The 17,496-nt window shown below is 72.4% G+C and carries 10 protein-coding genes; 6 read left to right on the top strand and 4 right to left on the bottom strand.

Features of this window, described 5'->3' with window-relative positions:
* Window positions 1-103: 103 nt before the first annotated feature.
* From ACIBAG_RS43960 to ACIBAG_RS43945, 4 genes are read left to right on the top strand one after another with little or no spacing between them, the layout of a single operon-like run.
* On the top strand, window positions 104-5,194 hold the full coding sequence (locus ACIBAG_RS43960; protein WP_399113552.1) for an amino acid adenylation domain-containing protein: 5,091 nt from the start codon (window positions 104-106) through the stop codon (window positions 5,192-5,194).
* A gap of 32 nt (window positions 5,195-5,226) precedes the next feature.
* Window positions 5,227-5,508, top strand: coding sequence for an acyl carrier protein (locus tag ACIBAG_RS43955; RefSeq protein WP_399113550.1), 282 nt, complete (start codon window positions 5,227-5,229; stop codon window positions 5,506-5,508).
* A complete protein-coding gene (locus tag ACIBAG_RS43950; protein ID WP_399113548.1) occupies window positions 5,505-6,848 on the top strand; it encodes an NAD(P)/FAD-dependent oxidoreductase in 1,344 nt (447 codons plus the stop codon). The genes ACIBAG_RS43955 and ACIBAG_RS43950 overlap by 4 nt, the downstream gene beginning before the upstream one ends.
* Before the next feature lie 52 nt (window positions 6,849-6,900).
* Window positions 6,901-7,884, top strand: coding sequence for an ArsR/SmtB family transcription factor (locus ACIBAG_RS43945; protein WP_399113546.1), 984 nt, complete (start codon window positions 6,901-6,903; stop codon window positions 7,882-7,884).
* On the opposite strand, the gene ACIBAG_RS43940 is transcribed toward ACIBAG_RS43945, so the two are convergent.
* On the bottom strand, window positions 7,814-8,329 hold the full coding sequence (locus ACIBAG_RS43940) for a flavin reductase family protein (RefSeq protein ID WP_399113544.1): 516 nt from the start codon (window positions 8,327-8,329) through the stop codon (window positions 7,814-7,816). The two genes, ACIBAG_RS43945 and ACIBAG_RS43940, sit on opposite strands and share 71 nt — an antisense overlap.
* Before the next feature lie 104 nt (window positions 8,330-8,433).
* Complete coding sequence (locus ACIBAG_RS43935; protein WP_399113542.1) at window positions 8,434-9,984, bottom strand: tryptophan halogenase family protein; 1,551 nt, start codon at window positions 9,982-9,984, stop codon at window positions 8,434-8,436.
* A 230-nt stretch (window positions 9,985-10,214) separates the two neighbouring features.
* Here ACIBAG_RS43935 and ACIBAG_RS43930 point away from each other — a divergent pair, with 230 nt between their 5' ends.
* Together ACIBAG_RS43930 and ACIBAG_RS43925 are read left to right on the top strand one after the other, a co-directional pair.
* On the top strand, window positions 10,215-10,598 hold the full coding sequence (locus ACIBAG_RS43930; RefSeq protein ID WP_399113541.1) for a hypothetical protein: 384 nt from the start codon (window positions 10,215-10,217) through the stop codon (window positions 10,596-10,598).
* Window positions 10,599-10,651: 53 nt separating this feature from the next.
* Window positions 10,652-11,047 carry a hypothetical protein gene (locus ACIBAG_RS43925; RefSeq protein ID WP_399113540.1) on the top strand — a complete coding sequence of 132 codons (396 nt, stop codon included), beginning with the start codon at window positions 10,652-10,654 and terminating at the stop codon, window positions 11,045-11,047.
* Window positions 11,048-11,120: 73 nt separating this feature from the next.
* On the opposite strand, the gene ACIBAG_RS43920 is transcribed toward ACIBAG_RS43925, so the two are convergent.
* Together ACIBAG_RS43920 and ACIBAG_RS43915 are read right to left on the bottom strand one after the other, a co-directional pair.
* Complete coding sequence (locus ACIBAG_RS43920) at window positions 11,121-16,373, bottom strand: type I polyketide synthase (RefSeq protein ID WP_399113538.1); 5,253 nt, start codon at window positions 16,371-16,373, stop codon at window positions 11,121-11,123.
* A gap of 23 nt (window positions 16,374-16,396) precedes the next feature.
* Window positions 16,397-17,458, bottom strand: coding sequence for a ketoacyl-ACP synthase III family protein (locus ACIBAG_RS43915; RefSeq protein ID WP_399113536.1), 1,062 nt, complete (start codon window positions 17,456-17,458; stop codon window positions 16,397-16,399).
* Window positions 17,459-17,496: the final 38 nt, after the last annotated feature.

The raw sequence follows: 17,496 nt of genomic DNA, 5'->3' as shown, positions 1-17,496 counted from the left end.
TGGCCGGTTCAGCAAGATCTCCGCGTGGCGGGCAGCGGGCGACGCGGCCCTGCCCGCGGGGGTGCCCGGGCCCAGGTCCACTGCCGACCCATTGGGAGAGTCGATGAACCACCCGTCGGATCCGTCCGTGGCCGAGCCGCTGCACGAGCTCATCGCGCGCCGGGCCACCTCCTCCGCCCACGCCCTCGCGGTGGTGGCCGGAGGCCGTGCGCTGGCCTACGGCGAGCTGGACCGTCGCGCCAACCGGCTGGCCCACCTGCTGTTACGCGCGGGAGCCGGGCCGAAGGCGCCGGTCGGTGTCCTACTGAACCGAGGCACCCGCCTCGCCGTCGCACTGCTGGCCGTCTGGAAGACGGGCGCAGCGTATGTGCCGCTCGACCCCGGCCATCCCGCGGCCCGTACCTCCGCCCTGCTGGCGGACACGGGCGCCGAGGTGGTGGTGACCGGGCCGGAGACGGCGGAGCGGTTCACGGGCCGGACGGTGCGTGCGGTGGTGCTCGACGCCGACGCCGCGGCCCTCGACGGCCTGCCTCAGCACGCCCCGGCGGTCGAGGTGTCCGGCGCGCATCCCGCGTATGTCCTGTACACCTCGGGTTCCACCGGTCGTCCCAAGGGCGTCGTGGTCAGCCACGCCGGTCTCGCCAACCAGGTCGGCTGGCGGGTGCGCACCCACGGGCTCGGTCCAGGCGACCGCGTCCTGCACAAGACCCCGCTGACCTTCGACGCGGCCGGCTGGGAGATCTTCGCCCCGCTGGCCGGCGGCGGCACGGTGGTGATGGCGCCGGCGGGTGCCGAGCACGACCCCGCCCTGCTGGTCCGCACGGTCGACGAGCACCGCGTCACGGTCCTGCAGGTCGTGCCGTCGGTGCTGCGCATGCTGGTCGACGAGCCGGCCTGGCGGGACTGCACGACCCTCAGGCTGCTCTCCTCGGGCGGCGAGCAGCTGCACGCCGAACTCGTCCAGCGTTTCCTGCGGGCCCTGGGTGACCATGGCGCCGACGTCGAGGTGTGGAACACCTACGGGCCCACCGAGTGCACCAACGAGGTCACGGGCCACCGCTTCGACCCGATCCAGCGTTCCGGTCCGGTGCCCATCGGCACACCCGTCGACGGCATCCGCACGGTGGTCGCCGGTCCGGACGGGCATCCCGTGGAACCAGGCCGGCAGGGGGAGCTGTACCTCGGTGGCGTAGGGCTGGCCCACGGCTATCTGGACCGGCCCGGGCTCACGGCCGAACGCTTCGTGCCCGACCCGTCCGGACCGGCCGGCGCCCGGCTCTACCGGACCGGCGACCTGGTGCGGCAGCGGGCCGACGGCTCGCTGGAGTTCTGCGGGCGGACGGACCACCAGGTCAAGATCAACGGCGTGCGGATCGAGCCCGCCGAGGTCGAGGCCGCCCTCGCCGGTCACCCGGGCGTCCGGGAAGCGGCCGTCGTCCCGTACACGACGCCCCAGGGGACACGGCTCGCGGCCTATGTGCTGCGCCGCCCGGCGGGCGGCCCCACGGCTGCCGAGGAGCTGCGGGAGTTCCTCGCCGGGCGCCTGCCGAAGACCCATCTTCCGTCGCTGTACGTCGAGATGGCGTCGTTCCCCAGGACGTCCAGCGGCAAGCTGGACCGGTCGGCGCTGCCCGCCCCCGACGCGACGGGCGACCCGGAGGCGGCGCCCGCGACCGGGGCCGAGCGGCTGATCGCCGAGGTGTGGCGGGAGCTGCTGCGCACCGAGGACATCGGGGTGCACGACGACTTCTTCCAGCTCGGCGGCTCCTCCCTCCAGCTCACCCGGCTCGCCAACCGGCTGCGCACCGCGACCGGCCGGGACGTCGAGCTGCCGGAGCTGCTGCGCGCGACGACGGTGGCCGCGCAGGCCCGCCTGATCACGGCGGACGACGACGGCGCGGACCAGGACGTCGCACCGCCGGTGCGTCCGGTGCCGCGCACCGGCGGTCTGCCGCTCTCCCTCGGCCAGCGGCGACTGTGGCTGCTGGAACAGATCAACCCGCGCAGCCGCGAATGGGTGACCGGTCTGTTCCTGCGGGTGCCCGCCACCGACGGTGAACCGCTGGTGCGGCGCGCACTGGCCGAACTGACGGCACGTCATGAGGCGCTGCGTACCCGGTTCGTGCCCGACAGCGGCCCGGACGGTGAGCCGGCGCAGGTGATCGACCCGCCCGGGCCCATGGCACTGCGCCGGATCACGGCGCCGCGGGCGAGGGTCGGCGAACTCGTCGAGCAGGACGCCGCCGAGGGCTTCGACCTGGAACACGGCCCCGTCGCCCGTGCGCTGCTGATCGGCGAGCCCGGGCCCGGCGCCGCCGAGCAGACCCTGGTCCTGCTGATGCACCACATCGTCGGCGACGGCTGGTCGGCGACCGTGCTGCGCGAGGAGTTCCACGAGATCCTCGGCGCGCTGCGCGCCGGCCGCCGCCCCCAACTGCCCGAACTGCCCGTGCAGTACGCCGACTACGCCGTCTGGCAGCGCGAGCGGCTCACCGAGGACGTCGTGGCGCGCGAGCTCGGCCACTGGCGGACGGTGCTCGACGGGGCCGCCCCGCTGGCCCTGCGCACCGACCGGCCGCGGCCTGCCGCCCGGGACGCCCGTGGTGCCGTCGTCACCTTCGCCGTTCCCGCCGATGTCGCGGACGCGCTCACCGAGCAGGGACGCCGCGCGGGCGCGACCCCTTTCATGGTGCTGCTCACGGCGTTCACGACGCTGCTGGCCCGGTACACCGGGCAGTGGGACGTGGTGATCGGAACCCCGGTGGCCGGCCGGGAGCGGCCCGAGGTCGAGGGCGTCGTCGGATTCTTCCTCAACAGCCTCGTCCTGCGCTGCCGGCTGGACCCGGCCGCCCCCTTCGAGCAGGCGCTGGAGCAGGTCACGGAGGTCTGCAAGGACGCCTTCGGCCACCAGGAACTGCCCTTCGAGGAGCTGGTCGCAGAACTCGCGCCCGAGCGCGACCTGTCCCGTACGCCGCTCTACCAGGTGGCGTTCGACTACCACGGCGAGGAACTCACCGGCTCGGCGGCCGACGCCGACGAACTCGACGCCGTGACCGCGGTGTCGTCGATCGCGAAGACGGATCTGACGCTCTACATGCGCAGGCAGCCCGACGGCACCGTGGTCGGCGCCCTGGAGTACGCCACCTCGCTGTTCGAGCGCGCCACCGTGGAGCGGCTCGCGGGCCACTTCCGGCAACTGCTGAAGTCGGCCGCCGCCCAGCCGCACGGCCGCCTCGACACCCTGGATCTGCTGCCGGACGACGAGCGCGACGCCCTCTCCCGCCCGGGGCGGCACAACCACACCGCGGCGGCCGAGGTGACGGCGTCGGTGCCGGCGCTGTTCGCGGCGCGGGCCGCGGCGGTGCCGGACGCCACCGCGCTGGTCGCGGACGGCGCGACGGCGACCTTCGCCGAACTGGACGCACGGGCGAACCGGCTGGCCCAGCTGCTCCGTGAACTCGGGGTGGGACCCGAGTCGGTGGTCGGCGTCCTTCTGGAGCGCGGCATCGAGCTGCCGGTGGCGTTGCTCGCCGTGTGGAAGGCCGGCGCCGCCTACCTTCCGCTGGACGCGTCGTTCCCCGCGGATCGTGTCGGCCGGGTCCTCGCCGACGCCGGGGCACGGGTGCTGGTGACGCGCTCGGAGCACCGCAAGCGGCTCGGCGACGTCTTCGCCGGGCGGTTCGTGACCACCGACGGCGACGCGGACCTGATCGCGGCCCGGCCCGCCGCACCCCCGGAGCATCCGGCGCTGCTGGACCCCGAGCACGGCGGTGACCTGGACCTGTTGGCCTACGTGATCTACACCTCCGGCTCCACGGGCCGGCCCAAGGGAGTGCAGATCACCCATCGTGGGCTGGCCAACCATGTCCGCTGGGCGGTCGAGGAGCTGGCCCTGAAGGGCAGCGGCGGCGGCGCGGTGTTCTCGTCGGTGGCCTTCGACCTCGTGGTGCCGAACCTGTGGGCGCCGCTGCTCGCGGGACTGCCGATGCATCTGCTGCCGCAGGACCTGGACCTGGCCGAGCTGGGGCCGCGGCTGGCGAAGGCCGCGCCGCTGTCGTTCCTCAAGCTGACGCCCGGTCACATGGAGATCCTCGCGCAGCAGCTCGATCCGGAGCGGCTGGCCGAGCTGGCCGAGGTGATCGTGGTGGCGGGTGAGGCGCTGCCGGTTCGCCGGGCCGACCGGTGGGCCCGGACGCTGGGCGCGGGACGGCTCATCAACGAGTACGGGCCCACCGAGGCCTCGGTGGGCACCTGCGTCTACCCGGTGACGGCTCCCGTGAGCGGAGAATCGGTGCCCATCGGGCGGCCGTTGCCCGGCGTGACGATGCATGTCCTCGACGATCTGATGCGCCCGTCGCCGACGGGGGTCGTCGGCGAGCTGTATGTCGGCGGCCTCGGCCTGGCCCGTGGTTACGCGGCCCGTCCCGAGGCGACCGCCGCGAGCTTCGTACCGGACCCTTACGGACCGGCGGGGGCGCGGCTCTACCGCACCGGCGACCTGGTCCGGCTGCTGCCCGACGGGCATGTCGACTTCGTCGGCCGGCGTGACGGGCAGGTGAAGATCCGCGGTTACCGGGTCGAGCCGGACGAGATCAGGAGCGTGCTGGACACGCACCCGGCGGTCGCGGAAGCGATCGTGATCGCCGTCCGGGACGCGGACGGCAACACCGGGCTGGCCGCGTACTGGGTGCCCGCCCCCGGGAACGAAGAGCCGGCGCGGATGCGGGAGGAACTCGCCGCGCACGTGGCCGACCGGCTCCCGGACTACATGGTGCCGCGCGCGTTCACGCCCATCGGGCGCGTCCCGCTGAACGCGAACGGGAAGCTGGACCGGGCGGCACTGCCGGATCCCCAGGAGGCGACGGCGGACGACCTGGTCGAGCCGCGCGGGGTCGTGGAGGAACGGATCGCGGAGATCTTCGAGAAGCTCCTCGGCACCCGGGCGGGCGCGCACAGCCACTTCTTCCGCGGTGGCGGCAATTCGATTCTGGCGATCCGGCTCATCGCGGAGATCCAGCAGGCATTCGACATCGACTTCCCCACCCGAGCCGTCTTCGAGGGCGGCACCGTCGCCGAACTGGCCGAGGTGGTGGAGGCAGAGGTCCGGGCGGAGATCGATCAGATGTCGCAGGAGGACCTGGCCGCGGAGGCACTGGAGTGGGACGAGAACCCCTCGCCGAACGGCAACACGTGAAATCCCCGGCAGCGCACAGAAAGCGAGAACCCATGACCGAAGAAGACTATGTTTCCGCGCTCGTCAAGTTCATCGGAGAGGAATTCCTCCAGGGCGACGACCGGGACAACCTGAACGATGTGTCCCCGCTCATGGAATCGGGGGTCCTGGACTCGCTGCGGGTCGCACTCCTGCTGACCTATATCCGTGACGAGCTGGGCCTGTACGTCTCTCCCGCGAAAATCGACATCGATCATTTCAAGGACATCCGGACCATCGCCGGAATGCTGCACGAGCTGTCGCTGGAAAACAACGCCCAGGAGGAGAAGGCATGAAAGCCGACTTCGACGTCGCGATCATCGGTGGCGGGCCGGCCGGCTCGACCATGGCCTCCTATCTCGCCAGGGCCGGGCTCTCCGTCGTCGTGTTCGAGGGCGAGACGTTCCCGCGGCCGCACGTCGGCGAGTCGCTCGTCCCGGCGACCACCCCGGTGCTGCACGAGATCGGCGCCCTCGAGAAGATCGACGAGGCAGGGTTCCCGAAGAAGTACGGCGCCTCCTGGACCTCCGCCGAGTCACGGGACATACCGCGTATGGGATACAGCGGCCTCAGCCACGGCTGGACCGCCGACATCGCGTTCGTGGAACGTGACCAGCCCGGTGTCGACCGCGACTACACCTTCCACGTGGACCGCGGCAGGTTCGACGCGATTCTGCTGCGGCACGCCGACGAACAGGGCGCCACCGTCCTGAACGGCGCCCGGGTCCTGAAGGTGGACTTCGACGACCCCGAACTGGTGCGGCTGACCGTCCGGCTGGCGGCCAAGGAGACCGACTACACCGCCCGGATGGTCGTCGACGCCTCCGGCCGCGGCACGCTGCTCGGGCGTCAGCTCAAGGTGAAGGTCGCCGACCCGGTCTTCGACCAGTACGCCGTGCACACCTGGTTCGAGGGCCTGGACCGCACGGCGATCGCCGCCGACGCCGCCCAGGCGGACCACATCTTCGTGCACTTCCTGCCCATCAAGGACACCTGGGTGTGGCAGATCCCGATCACCGACACCATCACCAGCATCGGTGTGGTCACCCAGAAGAAGCGCTTTGCCGCCGCGGCCAAGGACCGCGAGGGGTTCTTCTGGGACTTCGTCTCCAGCCGGCCCGAACTGCGCGACGCCCTCAAGAACGCCGAGCGGATCCGGGAGTTCAAGGCCGAGGGCGACTACAGCTACGCGATGAAGCAGATCTGCGGCGACCGTTTCGTGCTCATCGGGGACGCGGCGCGCTTCGTCGACCCGATCTTCTCCAGCGGGGTGAGCGTCGCCCTCAACAGCGCCCGGATCGCTGCCCAGGACATCATCGCGGCACACGAGGCGGGCGACTTCGCCAAGAAGCGGTTCGAGACCTACGAGACCAAGCTCCGCCGTGCGGTGCGGTACTGGTACGAGTTCATCTCCATCTACTACCGCCTGAACGTCCTGTTCACCGCCTTCGTCCAGGACCCGCGCTACCGCATCGACGTGCTGAAGATGCTCCAGGGCGACGTCTACGACGGGGAGGAGCCCAAGGCCCTCGCGGCGATGCGGGAGATCGTGGCGGAGGTGGAGGGCAACCCCGGCCACCTGTGGCATCCCTACCTCGGCACACTCCGGGCCCCGGCGTCGGCACCCGGCTTCTGACCGAGCGGGCCGTCCGCGGGCGGCCCGCTCTTCACCATCACCAGGGGCGAGCATGCAGAGAGTTCACTTCACCGCGGCGGACCTGGCCCGCACCCGGCTGCGGAGCACGCTCGGCCCGGTCGCCGAGGGAGCCTTCGCGCTCGGTGTGCTGACCGGATCCGGCCATGCCGACTATGCGCGATGGCGGGACGAGGCCCGTCGCCGCCTGCCGTTGCAGACCCCGCCCTGGACGACCTCGGCCCGGCTGCCGCGCACCGTCGACGCCCCGGACGACCTGCTGTTCCTGCTGGAGCGAAGGCCGGTGACGAGCGGCGGGCCGCCCGTGGGGCTGACCCGCGCGGACGCGTTCCGGCTGGCCGTGGACGTGTGGCGGGCGGCGATCGCCCCGTACTGGGGCCGCATCGGCGAACGGCTCGAAGCCGAGTGCGAGGCACGCGGCCGGATCATCATGACCGGCGGCGTCGAGGAGCTGCTCGCCACCCTGCATCCCAGAATCGTGTGGACCGGCTCGGTCCTGGAGATACCCGACGGCCCCGACCGCGAGATCCGCCTCGACGGCCGGGGCATGTTGTTGTGTCCCTCGGTGTTCCTGCCCGGCAAAGTGGGCCGGGTCGTCGAGTGCGAGCCGGGCACCGGCATGGCGGCGCTCGTCTTCGCCGCCCCGTCCGCCGGCCACCGGGCCGCCGATCTGTGGGGCGGCCCGGAGCCCGACGTGCAGGCCCTCGGCGCCCTGGTCGGCCAGACCCGGGCGGCCGCGCTGCGAGTGCTGATGACGGCCGCCTGCACCACCGGCCAGCTCGCCGCCCGCCTGGGCATCTCGTCGGCGGGCGCCAGCCAGCACGCCGCCGTACTGCGCCAGTCGGGGCTGATCACCACGCGCCGGGTACGGAACAAGGTGCTGCACACGGTGACGCCGCTGGGCCTGGCCCTGCTCGGCGGCCGGCTGCGCGAGCGGACGCCGGTGGTCAGTGCTCCGGCCATGGCCGGAACTGCCTCAGGCCGTACAGCAGCGGGATCCGGTCACCTCGCCGGGTGACCCTGCGGATCTCCCCGTACACCGTCACATGGTCGCCCACCGGCTGGGCCGACAGCACCGCGCAGTCCGCGACGGTGTGCGCGTCCCGCACCAGATGCGGCCCCGCGGCCTGCGGGTCGGCCTGCCAGGCGACCTTGGCGAAGCGCTGCGGATCACCGGAGGCGAACAGCTCGGCCGTCGGCCGCGCGTCGGCGTGCAGCAGGTTCACCGCGAACGTCCGGGAGTCCAGCACCCCCTCCAGCGTGGGGCTGCCGGCCCTCAGGCACACCAGCAGCACCGGCGGCTCCAGCGACACTCCGCACAGGGACGAACAGGTCATTCCGCGCTGTACGCCGGCCGCGTCGGTCGCGGTGACGACGGCCACCCCCGTGGGAAAGCCGCTCATCAGCGTCCGGAACGCGTCGGGGGTCGCCGAGAGCTCGGTCCGGATGGTCGATTCGGTCATCGCGCTCCGCTTTCTGCCGTACGGCCGCTCGCGGGAAGCCCGCCGTGGCGGGCCCGCGCCTGCGGCCCCGCCACGGACATCGGGAGCCGGCCCGCCATGGGGCGTCAGCCCAGCTGGGTGAAGTAGTCGTAGGCCGCGGGCAACGTCCTGGTGAGCTGCTCGGTCTTCTCCCGGATCGCCTCGAACTCCAGCTGCGCCGCGGTGGGGTCGGCGAGGGCGAGCGCGGGGGACGGCTTGAGGTCGATGCCGCCCATGCCGAGCAGGATGCACATGTACGAGTACGGCGGCAGCCCGTGGTAGTAGGGGTACACCGTCTCGCTGTCCGGCAGCTGGGTGCGCCACTTCTCGATGCGCTCGGCGAGCCCGTCCGGCAGCGGGCGTGTCTTGGTGTCACGCCAGTACTGCGTGTCCGACCGCTTGGCCGCGGCGTAGTGCAGTGCCAGGAACTCCCTTACGCCGTCCATGACATGGGCGATGGCATCGTTGTACCGGTCGCGGTGGGTGGGGTGCCAGTCGGCGCCGGGGAAGTTCTTGGTGAGCTGCTCGATCGCGTGGTGGATGAAGAAGATGCCGGTCGACTCCAGCGGCTCGACGAACCCGCTGGCCAGCCCGATGGCGACGCAGTTGTTCACCCAGGAGTTGCGGCTGCGGCCGATGCGCATCCGGATGTGGTTGGCCTCGACGTCGGCCGCCGCGGGGCCGACGAACTCGCGCAGGGTGCGCTCGGCCTCCTCGGGGGAGAGGTAGTCCCTGGCGTAGACGTAGCCGGTGCCGACCCGGCCCGTCAGCGGGATCGTCCAGATCCAGCCGGCGTCCTGGGCGGTGGCCGTGGTGCACGGACGTATGCCGCGCCGCTCCATGTCCATCGGGACCTGGAGGGCGACCGCGCTGTCGTTGGGCAGGGTGTCCTGGTAGGAGATGAACGGCTCATCGAGGGCCTTGTTGAGCAGCAGGCCGCGGAAGCCCGTGCAGTCGACGAACAGATCACCGGTGAGCTCACCGTGCCCGGCCGTACGGACCGAGCTGATCCAGCCCCGCTCGTCGAGGTCCACCTCCTCGACGTCGTCGATCACATGCCGGACACCGCGCTCCACGGCGTACTTCGTCAGGTACTTGGCCAGCAGCGCGGCCTCGAAGTGGTAGGCGTACGGGAACTGGGTCTTGCCCTGGTGCTCGGACATCGTCAGGCCCTGCATTTCCTCCGCGTTCTCGTCGAACGGGGTGTCGAGCAGGGTGCCGTCGAGCTTACGGGGGCTGAGCCCGGCGTCGATGACCGAGGCCATCACGAAGCAGTCCTTGTCGAACCGCCCGGTGGGACCGTCCTGCAGCCACCAGTCGGTCAGCGGATATCCGTTGACCGACCGCATCTGCTCGAACGGGTGGTAGAAGTAGTGGCCCTTCTCACGCCAGTTCTCGAACCGCACCGCCAGTTTGTACGTGGCGTTGCAGGCCGGCATCCAGTCCTTCTCCTTGAGCCCCAGGAACTCGAAGAAGTGCCGGATGTCGCTGAAAGTCGCCTCCCCCACGCCGATGGTGCCGACTTTCCCGGACTCCACCAGCGTGATGTCGATCCGGTCGCCGAAGGCGGCCTTGAGATAGGAGGCGGTCATCCAACCCGCCGTACCGCCTCCCACGATCACGACTCTGTTGAGCATGCGCACTTCCCCCATCCAGTTGGGCCGCAAAGGCCGGACAGAATTCGAGATTAGGTTCGCGGCGGAACCCCCGGAAGGCCCTTAAGCGACCAGTGAAAGTCGCAGGTGATACGCAGTGCTTCGCCGACCGCAATCCGGTGCAATTCACCCGACCCCGCCCGGGCATTCCGGAACAGGGGTTTACGATCCAGGCGCACACTTTCCCGGAATCCCGAAGAAGGAGTTCTCGGATGTTACGCACCATCAAGACGGCCGGGGTCGCCACGGTGGCGACGCTGGCCCTGACGGGCGTCGCCGCCACCCCGGCGACGGCGTCGGTGTCGGCACAGGCGCGGGTGACCTCTGTCTGGACGGACTGCGACCACTTCGATTCCTACGCGGAAGGCTTGGGCTACCAGCCGGGCCAGACCATCGTCGTCTCGCACGAGTGGTTCGACAGTCTGATGGGGGACACATACACCGCGCCGGACGAGACGCTGACAGTGAAGGCCGACGGCACCTGGCAGACCAAGCACGAGTACCCCTCCTTGAACAGCACGTACTACGTCACGGTCAAGGACACCCAGGGCACGGAGCTGGGCTCCGACGACGGCGGCTACTGCGGTATCTGGTGACGCCGCTGACAGCGCACACGTTCCTCGGAACATCCCGACGGAGGAGTTCTCGGATGTTACGCACCATCAAGGCGGCCGGGATCGCCACAGCCGCGGCCCTGGCCCTGGCCCTGGCCCTGACGAGCATCGCCGCGACCCCGGCGACGGCGTCAGTGTCGGCACAGGCGCCGGTGACCGTGGCCCATCACGACTGCGACCACGCCGAGGTCGACGCGAGGGGCTTGGGCTTCCAGCCGGGCCAGACCATCATCGTCGAGCACACGATCCGCGACGATTTCGGGGGACCGTCCGAAACCCTGCCGAGCGACACCCTGACGGTCAAGGCCGACGGCACCTGGGCGACGCCCACGCGCGACGGGGGCGGCGCCGGCACCAGGTACATCGTCACGGTCAAGGACACCCGGGGCACTCAGTTGGACACCGACGACAGCTACTGCGGTATCTGGTGAACCGCTGACGGCGTGCAGACGAAGCCGCCCCCCGCTCCGGCCGGAGCGGGGGGCGGCTTCGTGTGCGGTGGGCTCATTCCGCCGACAGCAGCTCCGCGACGTGCTCGCTGATCGCCACCACCGTCGGCTGGTGCCACAGCAGCGTGGCGGGCAGCTTGTGGCCGAACCGCTTCTCCAGCCGCCTGCGGATGACGATCGTCATCACCGAGTCGAGGCCCTGCTCCACCAGCGAGCGGCGCACGTCGAGCGACGCCACCGCAAGCCGCATCTCGCCGGCGATCTGCCCGGCGATCTCCTCGGTCAGCCGCTCACGCAGTTCCTCGCCCGACAGCCCGGCGAAGAGGTCGCCTCCGTCCTGGCCCGCACCGGCCGCCGCGGGCTCCGCCGTGCCGATCTCCCGCAGCAGCGGCAGCGGTTCGGCGCCGGCCTCCAGCGGGGCCGTGCGCAGCACCGGGAAGTGCCCGGTGCCCCGGCGCGCCGCGTGGTCCCACGCCGCGAACGCCTCCGGCAGCGAGATGTCGGTGACGCCCCGCTCGCGCAGCTCCAGGTCCACGACCTCGTTCACCGCCATGCCCTGACCGCGCCAGGAGGTCCAGCCGAAGCTCGTGGTGTCACCACGGTGGTGCGCCAGGGCGTCCAGGAACGCGTTGGCCGAGCCGTAACTGGCCTGGCCGGGAAGACCGAGGAGCTGGCCGCAGGACGAGAAGAGCACGAAGAAGTCCAGGCTGCCGTCCGGGAACAGCTCGTGCAGCACCCACGCGCCCTGCGCCTTGGGCCGCATCACGGCCCGCAGCGACTCCTCGTCCACGTCCGGCACCATCCGGTTGTCGAGGACACCCGCCGCGTGCACGACGCCCCGGATCGGCGGCATGCCGAGGGTGTCCGGCGTGAGCATCCGGCCCGCGGCGTCCGCGTCGGCGATGTCCAGGGCGACCACGCGCACGGTCACACCGAGCGCCTCCAGGGCCCGCACGCCCGCGATATGACGCCGCGTCACCTCGTCCGTGACGCCGTCCCACCGCGCGCGCGGCGGCAGCCCACGCCGGCCGGCCAGCACCAGGCGCCGGGCGCCCCGTTCGGCCAGCCAGTGGGCGACCTGAAGGCCCAGCACACCGAGACCACCGGTGATCAGATACGTACCGTCGGACCGGCAGGCCACGGCGTCGCCCCGCTCCTCCCGCTCGGTCCGGACCAGCCGGGAGACCTCGACGGCACCGTCCGCCCGCAGCGACACCACGTCCTCCCGCGGCGCCGCCCGCACCACGTCGAGCAGCGGGCCCGCCACCGCGTCCACGGTCCCCGTGCCGGCCGGCGGCAGGTCGACGACGCCGCCCCACAGCTCGCCGTGCTCACCGGCGACGACCCGGCCGAGGCCCCACAGGGCGGAGTGGGCCGGCCCGGTCGTACCCCGGCTCTCACGCACCCCCGTGGTCACCGCCCACAGCCGGGGGAACCGCACCGTGTCCAGCGCGGCCAGCCGCTGTGCCGTCTCCAGCAGCAGCCAGGCGTTCGCGGCCGCGGCGTCGGGCACCGCGTCCTGCGGGGCCGGCTGCGGCGGCAGGACGACTACGTCCGTCTCGGCGTCGAGCCCGGCCGTCGGCCCGTCGAGGTCGGCGGGCCGCTTCAGGGCGAGGAACCGGCGCCCCTCGGCGGTGACCCGCTCACGCAGCGCATCCGCCAGCGGATGGTCGACGGCACCGATCAGCACCATGTCCCGCCCGGCAGGGGCCGCTTCGGGCACCGCCCCCGGGGCCGGCGGACGCCATACGATCTCGTGGACGAGGGCACGCGGATGCGCGGCCACCATCGACTCCTGGCCGATCGTCGCGTACCGCACGCCGGTCAGCGCGGCCAGCACCCGGCCGTCGGCGTCCGCGATCAGCACGTCGACCGTGTCGGCCGCCGCGTCGTGGGTGACCCGGACGTCGGCCACCGCCGGCACGGCCCCCTCCACGCGCAGCTCGGCGAGGCCGGCCACCATGCGCAGGGTCGCCGGGCCGGGGTAGGCACGAGGCGCGATGGACAGGGCGGCGTCGAGGAGCGGGGCCCAGGTTGCCGCCGCGCGCTCCGGCTGCTCGGGGCGCACGCGGGCGTGCAGGGTGCCCTCGGCGAGGAGCAGGTCCTCGATGGTCCAGTCGAAGCCCATGCTCGGTACGCCGACCGAGGCGAGGTGCCGCTGGATCTCGCCCGGGTCCGCCGCGGCCGACCCGTCGGGGAGCGGGGGCAGTCCGCCCAGGGGTGCGCCCGGGGCCGGCCCGGTGGCGGCGGTCGTGTGGGTGAGCCAGGTTCCGTCGCCCTCGGCCGGCCGGGAGGACAGCTGGAGCCCTTCGTCCTCGTGCACGACCTGCAGTTCACGGCGCTCGGACAGCGCCAGCGGCAGTCGCAGCGCGACGTCCCGCAGCCGGCCGGAGGTCGTTCCGCCCGAGGCGGCCAGGAAGGTGTTGAGCAGCACGGCGGCAGGGACGATCTCGGTCCCGTTGATGGTGTGGCTGCCCGGATAGGGCCGGTTGGTGTCCTCCAGGAGCGTCCGCCACAGGCGCAGGGAGCGGCCGGAGACGGCCACGGGTTGCCCGAGCAGGTGGTGCGCGTCGACGTCGTGGCCGCGGCCCTGGCCGGCGCCGGGGAAGGACGTCTCGCGCCAGTGCGGCCGGCGCTGCCAGGCGACCCGCGGGAGGGTGACCAGCTCACCGGCCGGCTGCAGCCGGGCCCAGTCGAGCGCGACGCCGTGGGCGTGCGCGGCGGCGAGGGCGGACAGCAGGGTGTCGGGCTCGGGCCGGTCGCGGCGCAGCGAGGAGCCGACGAAGGCGTCCTCGATGCCCTCCTCGGCCAGCGTCTCGCCGATCGAGTGGGCCACCACTGGGTGGGCCGAGATCTCCAGGAACGCGCGGTACCCGTCCTCCGCCGCGGCCCGGGTGGCCGCCGCCAGCCGGACGGTGTTGCGCAGGTTGGCCGCCCAGTAGGCGCCGTCGGCGGCCGGCGTGGTGCGCGGATCGGGGTACGCGGTCGAGTACATCGGGACGCGCGCCTCGCCCCGCCCCAAGTCGCTTGCGGCGGCCGCGAGTTCGTCGAGAAGCGAGTCCATCTGCGGGCTGTGGAAGGCGACGTCGGACGCCACCCGGCGCATCTGCACGCCCTCCGCCTGCCACGCCTCGACGAGGGCCTCGACACCGGCGATGTCGCCCGAGATCACCGTGGAGAGCGGCGATGCCGCGATGGCGGCCACCACATCGGTGCGGTCCCCGAGTCGCTCGGTCGCCTCCTCCAGGGAGAGCGACGCCATCGCCATCGCGCCCCGGCCGGCCACCCGGCGCAGCAGCTTCGACCGGCGGCAGATCAGCCGGGCGCCGTCGGCGCGGGAGAGCAGGCCGCAGGTCACGGCGGCGGCTATCTCGCCGACGGAGTGGCCTATCACGGCGTCGGGCTCGACTCCGTAGGACCGCCAGACCTCGGCGAGTCCCAGCTGGACCGCGAAGATCATGGTCTGGATGCGGTCCACCGTCTCGAAGTCGCCGTCCAGCAGGACCTGTCGGGGGGAGAAGCCGATCTCCTCCCGGAAGACCGGCTCCAGCTCGTCGATGACGGCGGCGAACACAGGCTCCGACGCCAGCAGTTCGCGTCCCATGCCCGCCCAGTGCGAGCCGTGCCCCGAGAACACCCACACCAGGCCCTTGCCGGGGTCGGCCGGGGCCGTGCCGACGACCGCCTCGCGCGACTCGTCGCCGTCGGCGATCGTCCGCAGCCCGGCCGCCAGTTCCTCCCGGTCCCGGGCGACGACCGCGGCCCGGGCATCCAGGTGCGAGCGGCGCAGCGCCAGGGTGTGCCCGAGGGAGTCCAGGCCGGTCTCGCGGCCTTCGTCGGCCAGCCATCGGGCGAGTTCGCCGGCCTGGGCGCGCAAGCCGGCCGGCGACCTCCCGGACAGCGGGAACAGCCGTGGGCCCGCCTGCGGTCGCGGGGCCGGTGCGACGGCGGTGGGCTCGGGCGCCTGCTCCAGGATGACGTGGGCGATGGTGCCGCCGTAGCCGAAGCCGGAGACACCGGCGCGGCGCGGCCGGCCCCGCTCGGGCCACGGGGTCCGCTCGGTGACGACGCGCAGTCCGGCCGAGTCCCAGTCGATGGCCGGGTTGCCCCGGGTGTGGTTGAGGGTCGGCGGGATCTCGCCGTGGGCGAGGGCGAGCGTGGCCTTGAGCAGGCTGGCGACACCCGCGCCGGCCTCCAGGTGGCCCACGTTCGGCTTGACCGAGCCGATCAGAACCGGCTCGTCGGCGGGCCGCCCGCTGCCGTACACGGCGCCGAGCGCGCCCGCTTCGAGGGGATCGCCGAGCCGGGTGCCGGTGCCGTGGGCCTCGATGTAGTCGACCGATGCCGCACTCACGCCGGTGCGGCGGAGGGTCTCCGCCAGCAGTCGCTGCTGGGCCGGCCCGCTGGGGGCCATGATGCCGTTGGTCCGGCCGTCCTGGCTGACATGGCTGCCCCGGACGACGGCGAGCACCCGGTCGCCGTCCCGCTGGGCGTCGGCCAGCCGCTTGAGCACGAGGACCGCGCCGCCCTCGCCGCGCCCGTAGCCGTCGGCCGAGGCGTCGAAGGGCTTGCAACGGCCGTCGGGGGCGGTGGCGCCGGCGGACGCCAGCGTGGCGGACAGACCGGGCGAGATGATCAGGTTCACGCCGCCAACGAGCGCGATGCCGCTCTCCCCCGCGCGCAGGCTCTGGCAGGCCAGATGGGTGGCGACCAGCGACGCCGAGCACGCCGTGTCCACCGCGACGCTCGGGCCGTGCAGATCGAGCGCGTAGGAGATCCGGTTGGCGGCCGCGCACATGGCGCTGCCGATACCGGTCCAGGCCTCGATCCTCGGCAGGTCCTCCAGCAGCCGTCGTCCGTAGTCGTCCGAGCCGATACCGACGAAGACGCCGGTGTCTGCGCCGGCGAGGCTCTGCGGCGGGATGCCCGCGTCCTCGAGTGCCTCCCACACCACTTCCAGCAGCAGTCGCTGCTGCGGGTCCATCAGCTCCGCCTCGCGGGGCGTGAGACCGAAGAAGGCGGAGTCGAAGCCTTCGATGTCGCTGATGAAGCCGCCCGGCACATCGGCGCGGCGGACCACGGCACTGTGTTCGGGCCCCAGGTCCCGGTAGATCTCCCAGCGGTCCTGGGGCATGTCGCCGATGCCGTCGCGGCCCGACAGCAGCATGTCCCAGAACTCGCCGGGGGAGTCGGCGTCACCCGCGAGCCGGCAGCCGGTCCCGATCACGGCGATCGGTTCCGGCGGGGTCACGGATGAGGTGGTGCTCTGCGCCCCGGCCACGGCCGCGGACTCGTCTCGATCGGACACGACTTCGGTCTCCTTAGCCTTGGTCAACCGCACCACGGGGCGATGTCACGGATCCGCACGACAGCGCACGACAAGGTGACGCCCGGCCCGACGCCGAGCATCAACAGGTGGTCTCCGACACCGAGTTCACCGGTGCGCACCAGGTGGTCCAGGGACACGACCTGGTCGCTCGCGCCGAGATGGCCGACCGTCCGGCCGAACTCCCAGGTCGACTTCTCCATGGGCAGGCCGAGCGCGGCCATGCAGCGCTGCTCGACGATCTCCCGGGAGTAGTTCATGTACGCGACCCGGGTGATGTCGGCCATCCCGACGCCGGCTTCCTCCAGCGTCCGCTCCACCAGCGCCAGCGTCTTGCCGTGGACCTTGACCAGTGCCCCGGTGCCGGTGCCGTCGGCGAGGGCGGCCTGCTTGAACTCGGCGTTGCGGGCCCGGAAGTCGAGCGGACGGCCGACGGTGGGGCCGGGCGGGAACAGCGGCTCGTCCCCGCGGTGCATCTGCTCGGCCTCGGACACGGCGACCGAACCCACCGCGAGCAGCTGGGCGAAGGACGGCTCGGTGGTGAGGAGGACCGCGCTGGCGGCGTCCCCGGCCACATAGCCCGGGCCCATGCTCCAGCGGTTCATCATCGGCGTGCCGAAGTTGTCGGAGGCGACGAGCAGCGCGGCCGTCGCCGGGCCGCCGTCCGCCGGCGAGGGCCGGCCGCACAGATAGCCGGCGGCCAGTTGCAGCGCGGCGAACATGCCGTTGCAGCCCTGTCGTACCTCGACGGAGAGCACCTCGTCACCGACCAGGTGCCGTTGCAGGTAGTACTGCGGCTGCCAGCCGTCGGGCCCCTGGTGCCAGGAGTCGGCGTACAGCAGCACGGCGGTGTCCTCGGGACGGTGACCGCAGCGCTTGTACGCCTGCTGCGCGGCGCGCAGGGCCATTTCGGGCGCCGGGGTCCGGCCGGCCACGGCCGCTCCGGCCAGCTCGTGCAGTTCGACCTCGACGGCGGGGTAGTGCCCCTGCGCGACGGCCTCCTCGATGGCGACCGGGTCGGGCACGAAGGTGCCGAGCCCCTTGATGAATACGTCGGGCGTCCGCAAGGCCGCCTCGCCTCCTCGGGATGGGGTGGGGATGATGC

The organism is Streptomyces sp. NPDC051243 (genome assembly GCF_044455405.1).
Lineage (GTDB): Bacteria > Actinomycetota > Actinomycetes > Streptomycetales > Streptomycetaceae > Streptomyces.
This window is presented reverse-complemented; position numbering and strand designations above follow the sequence as displayed.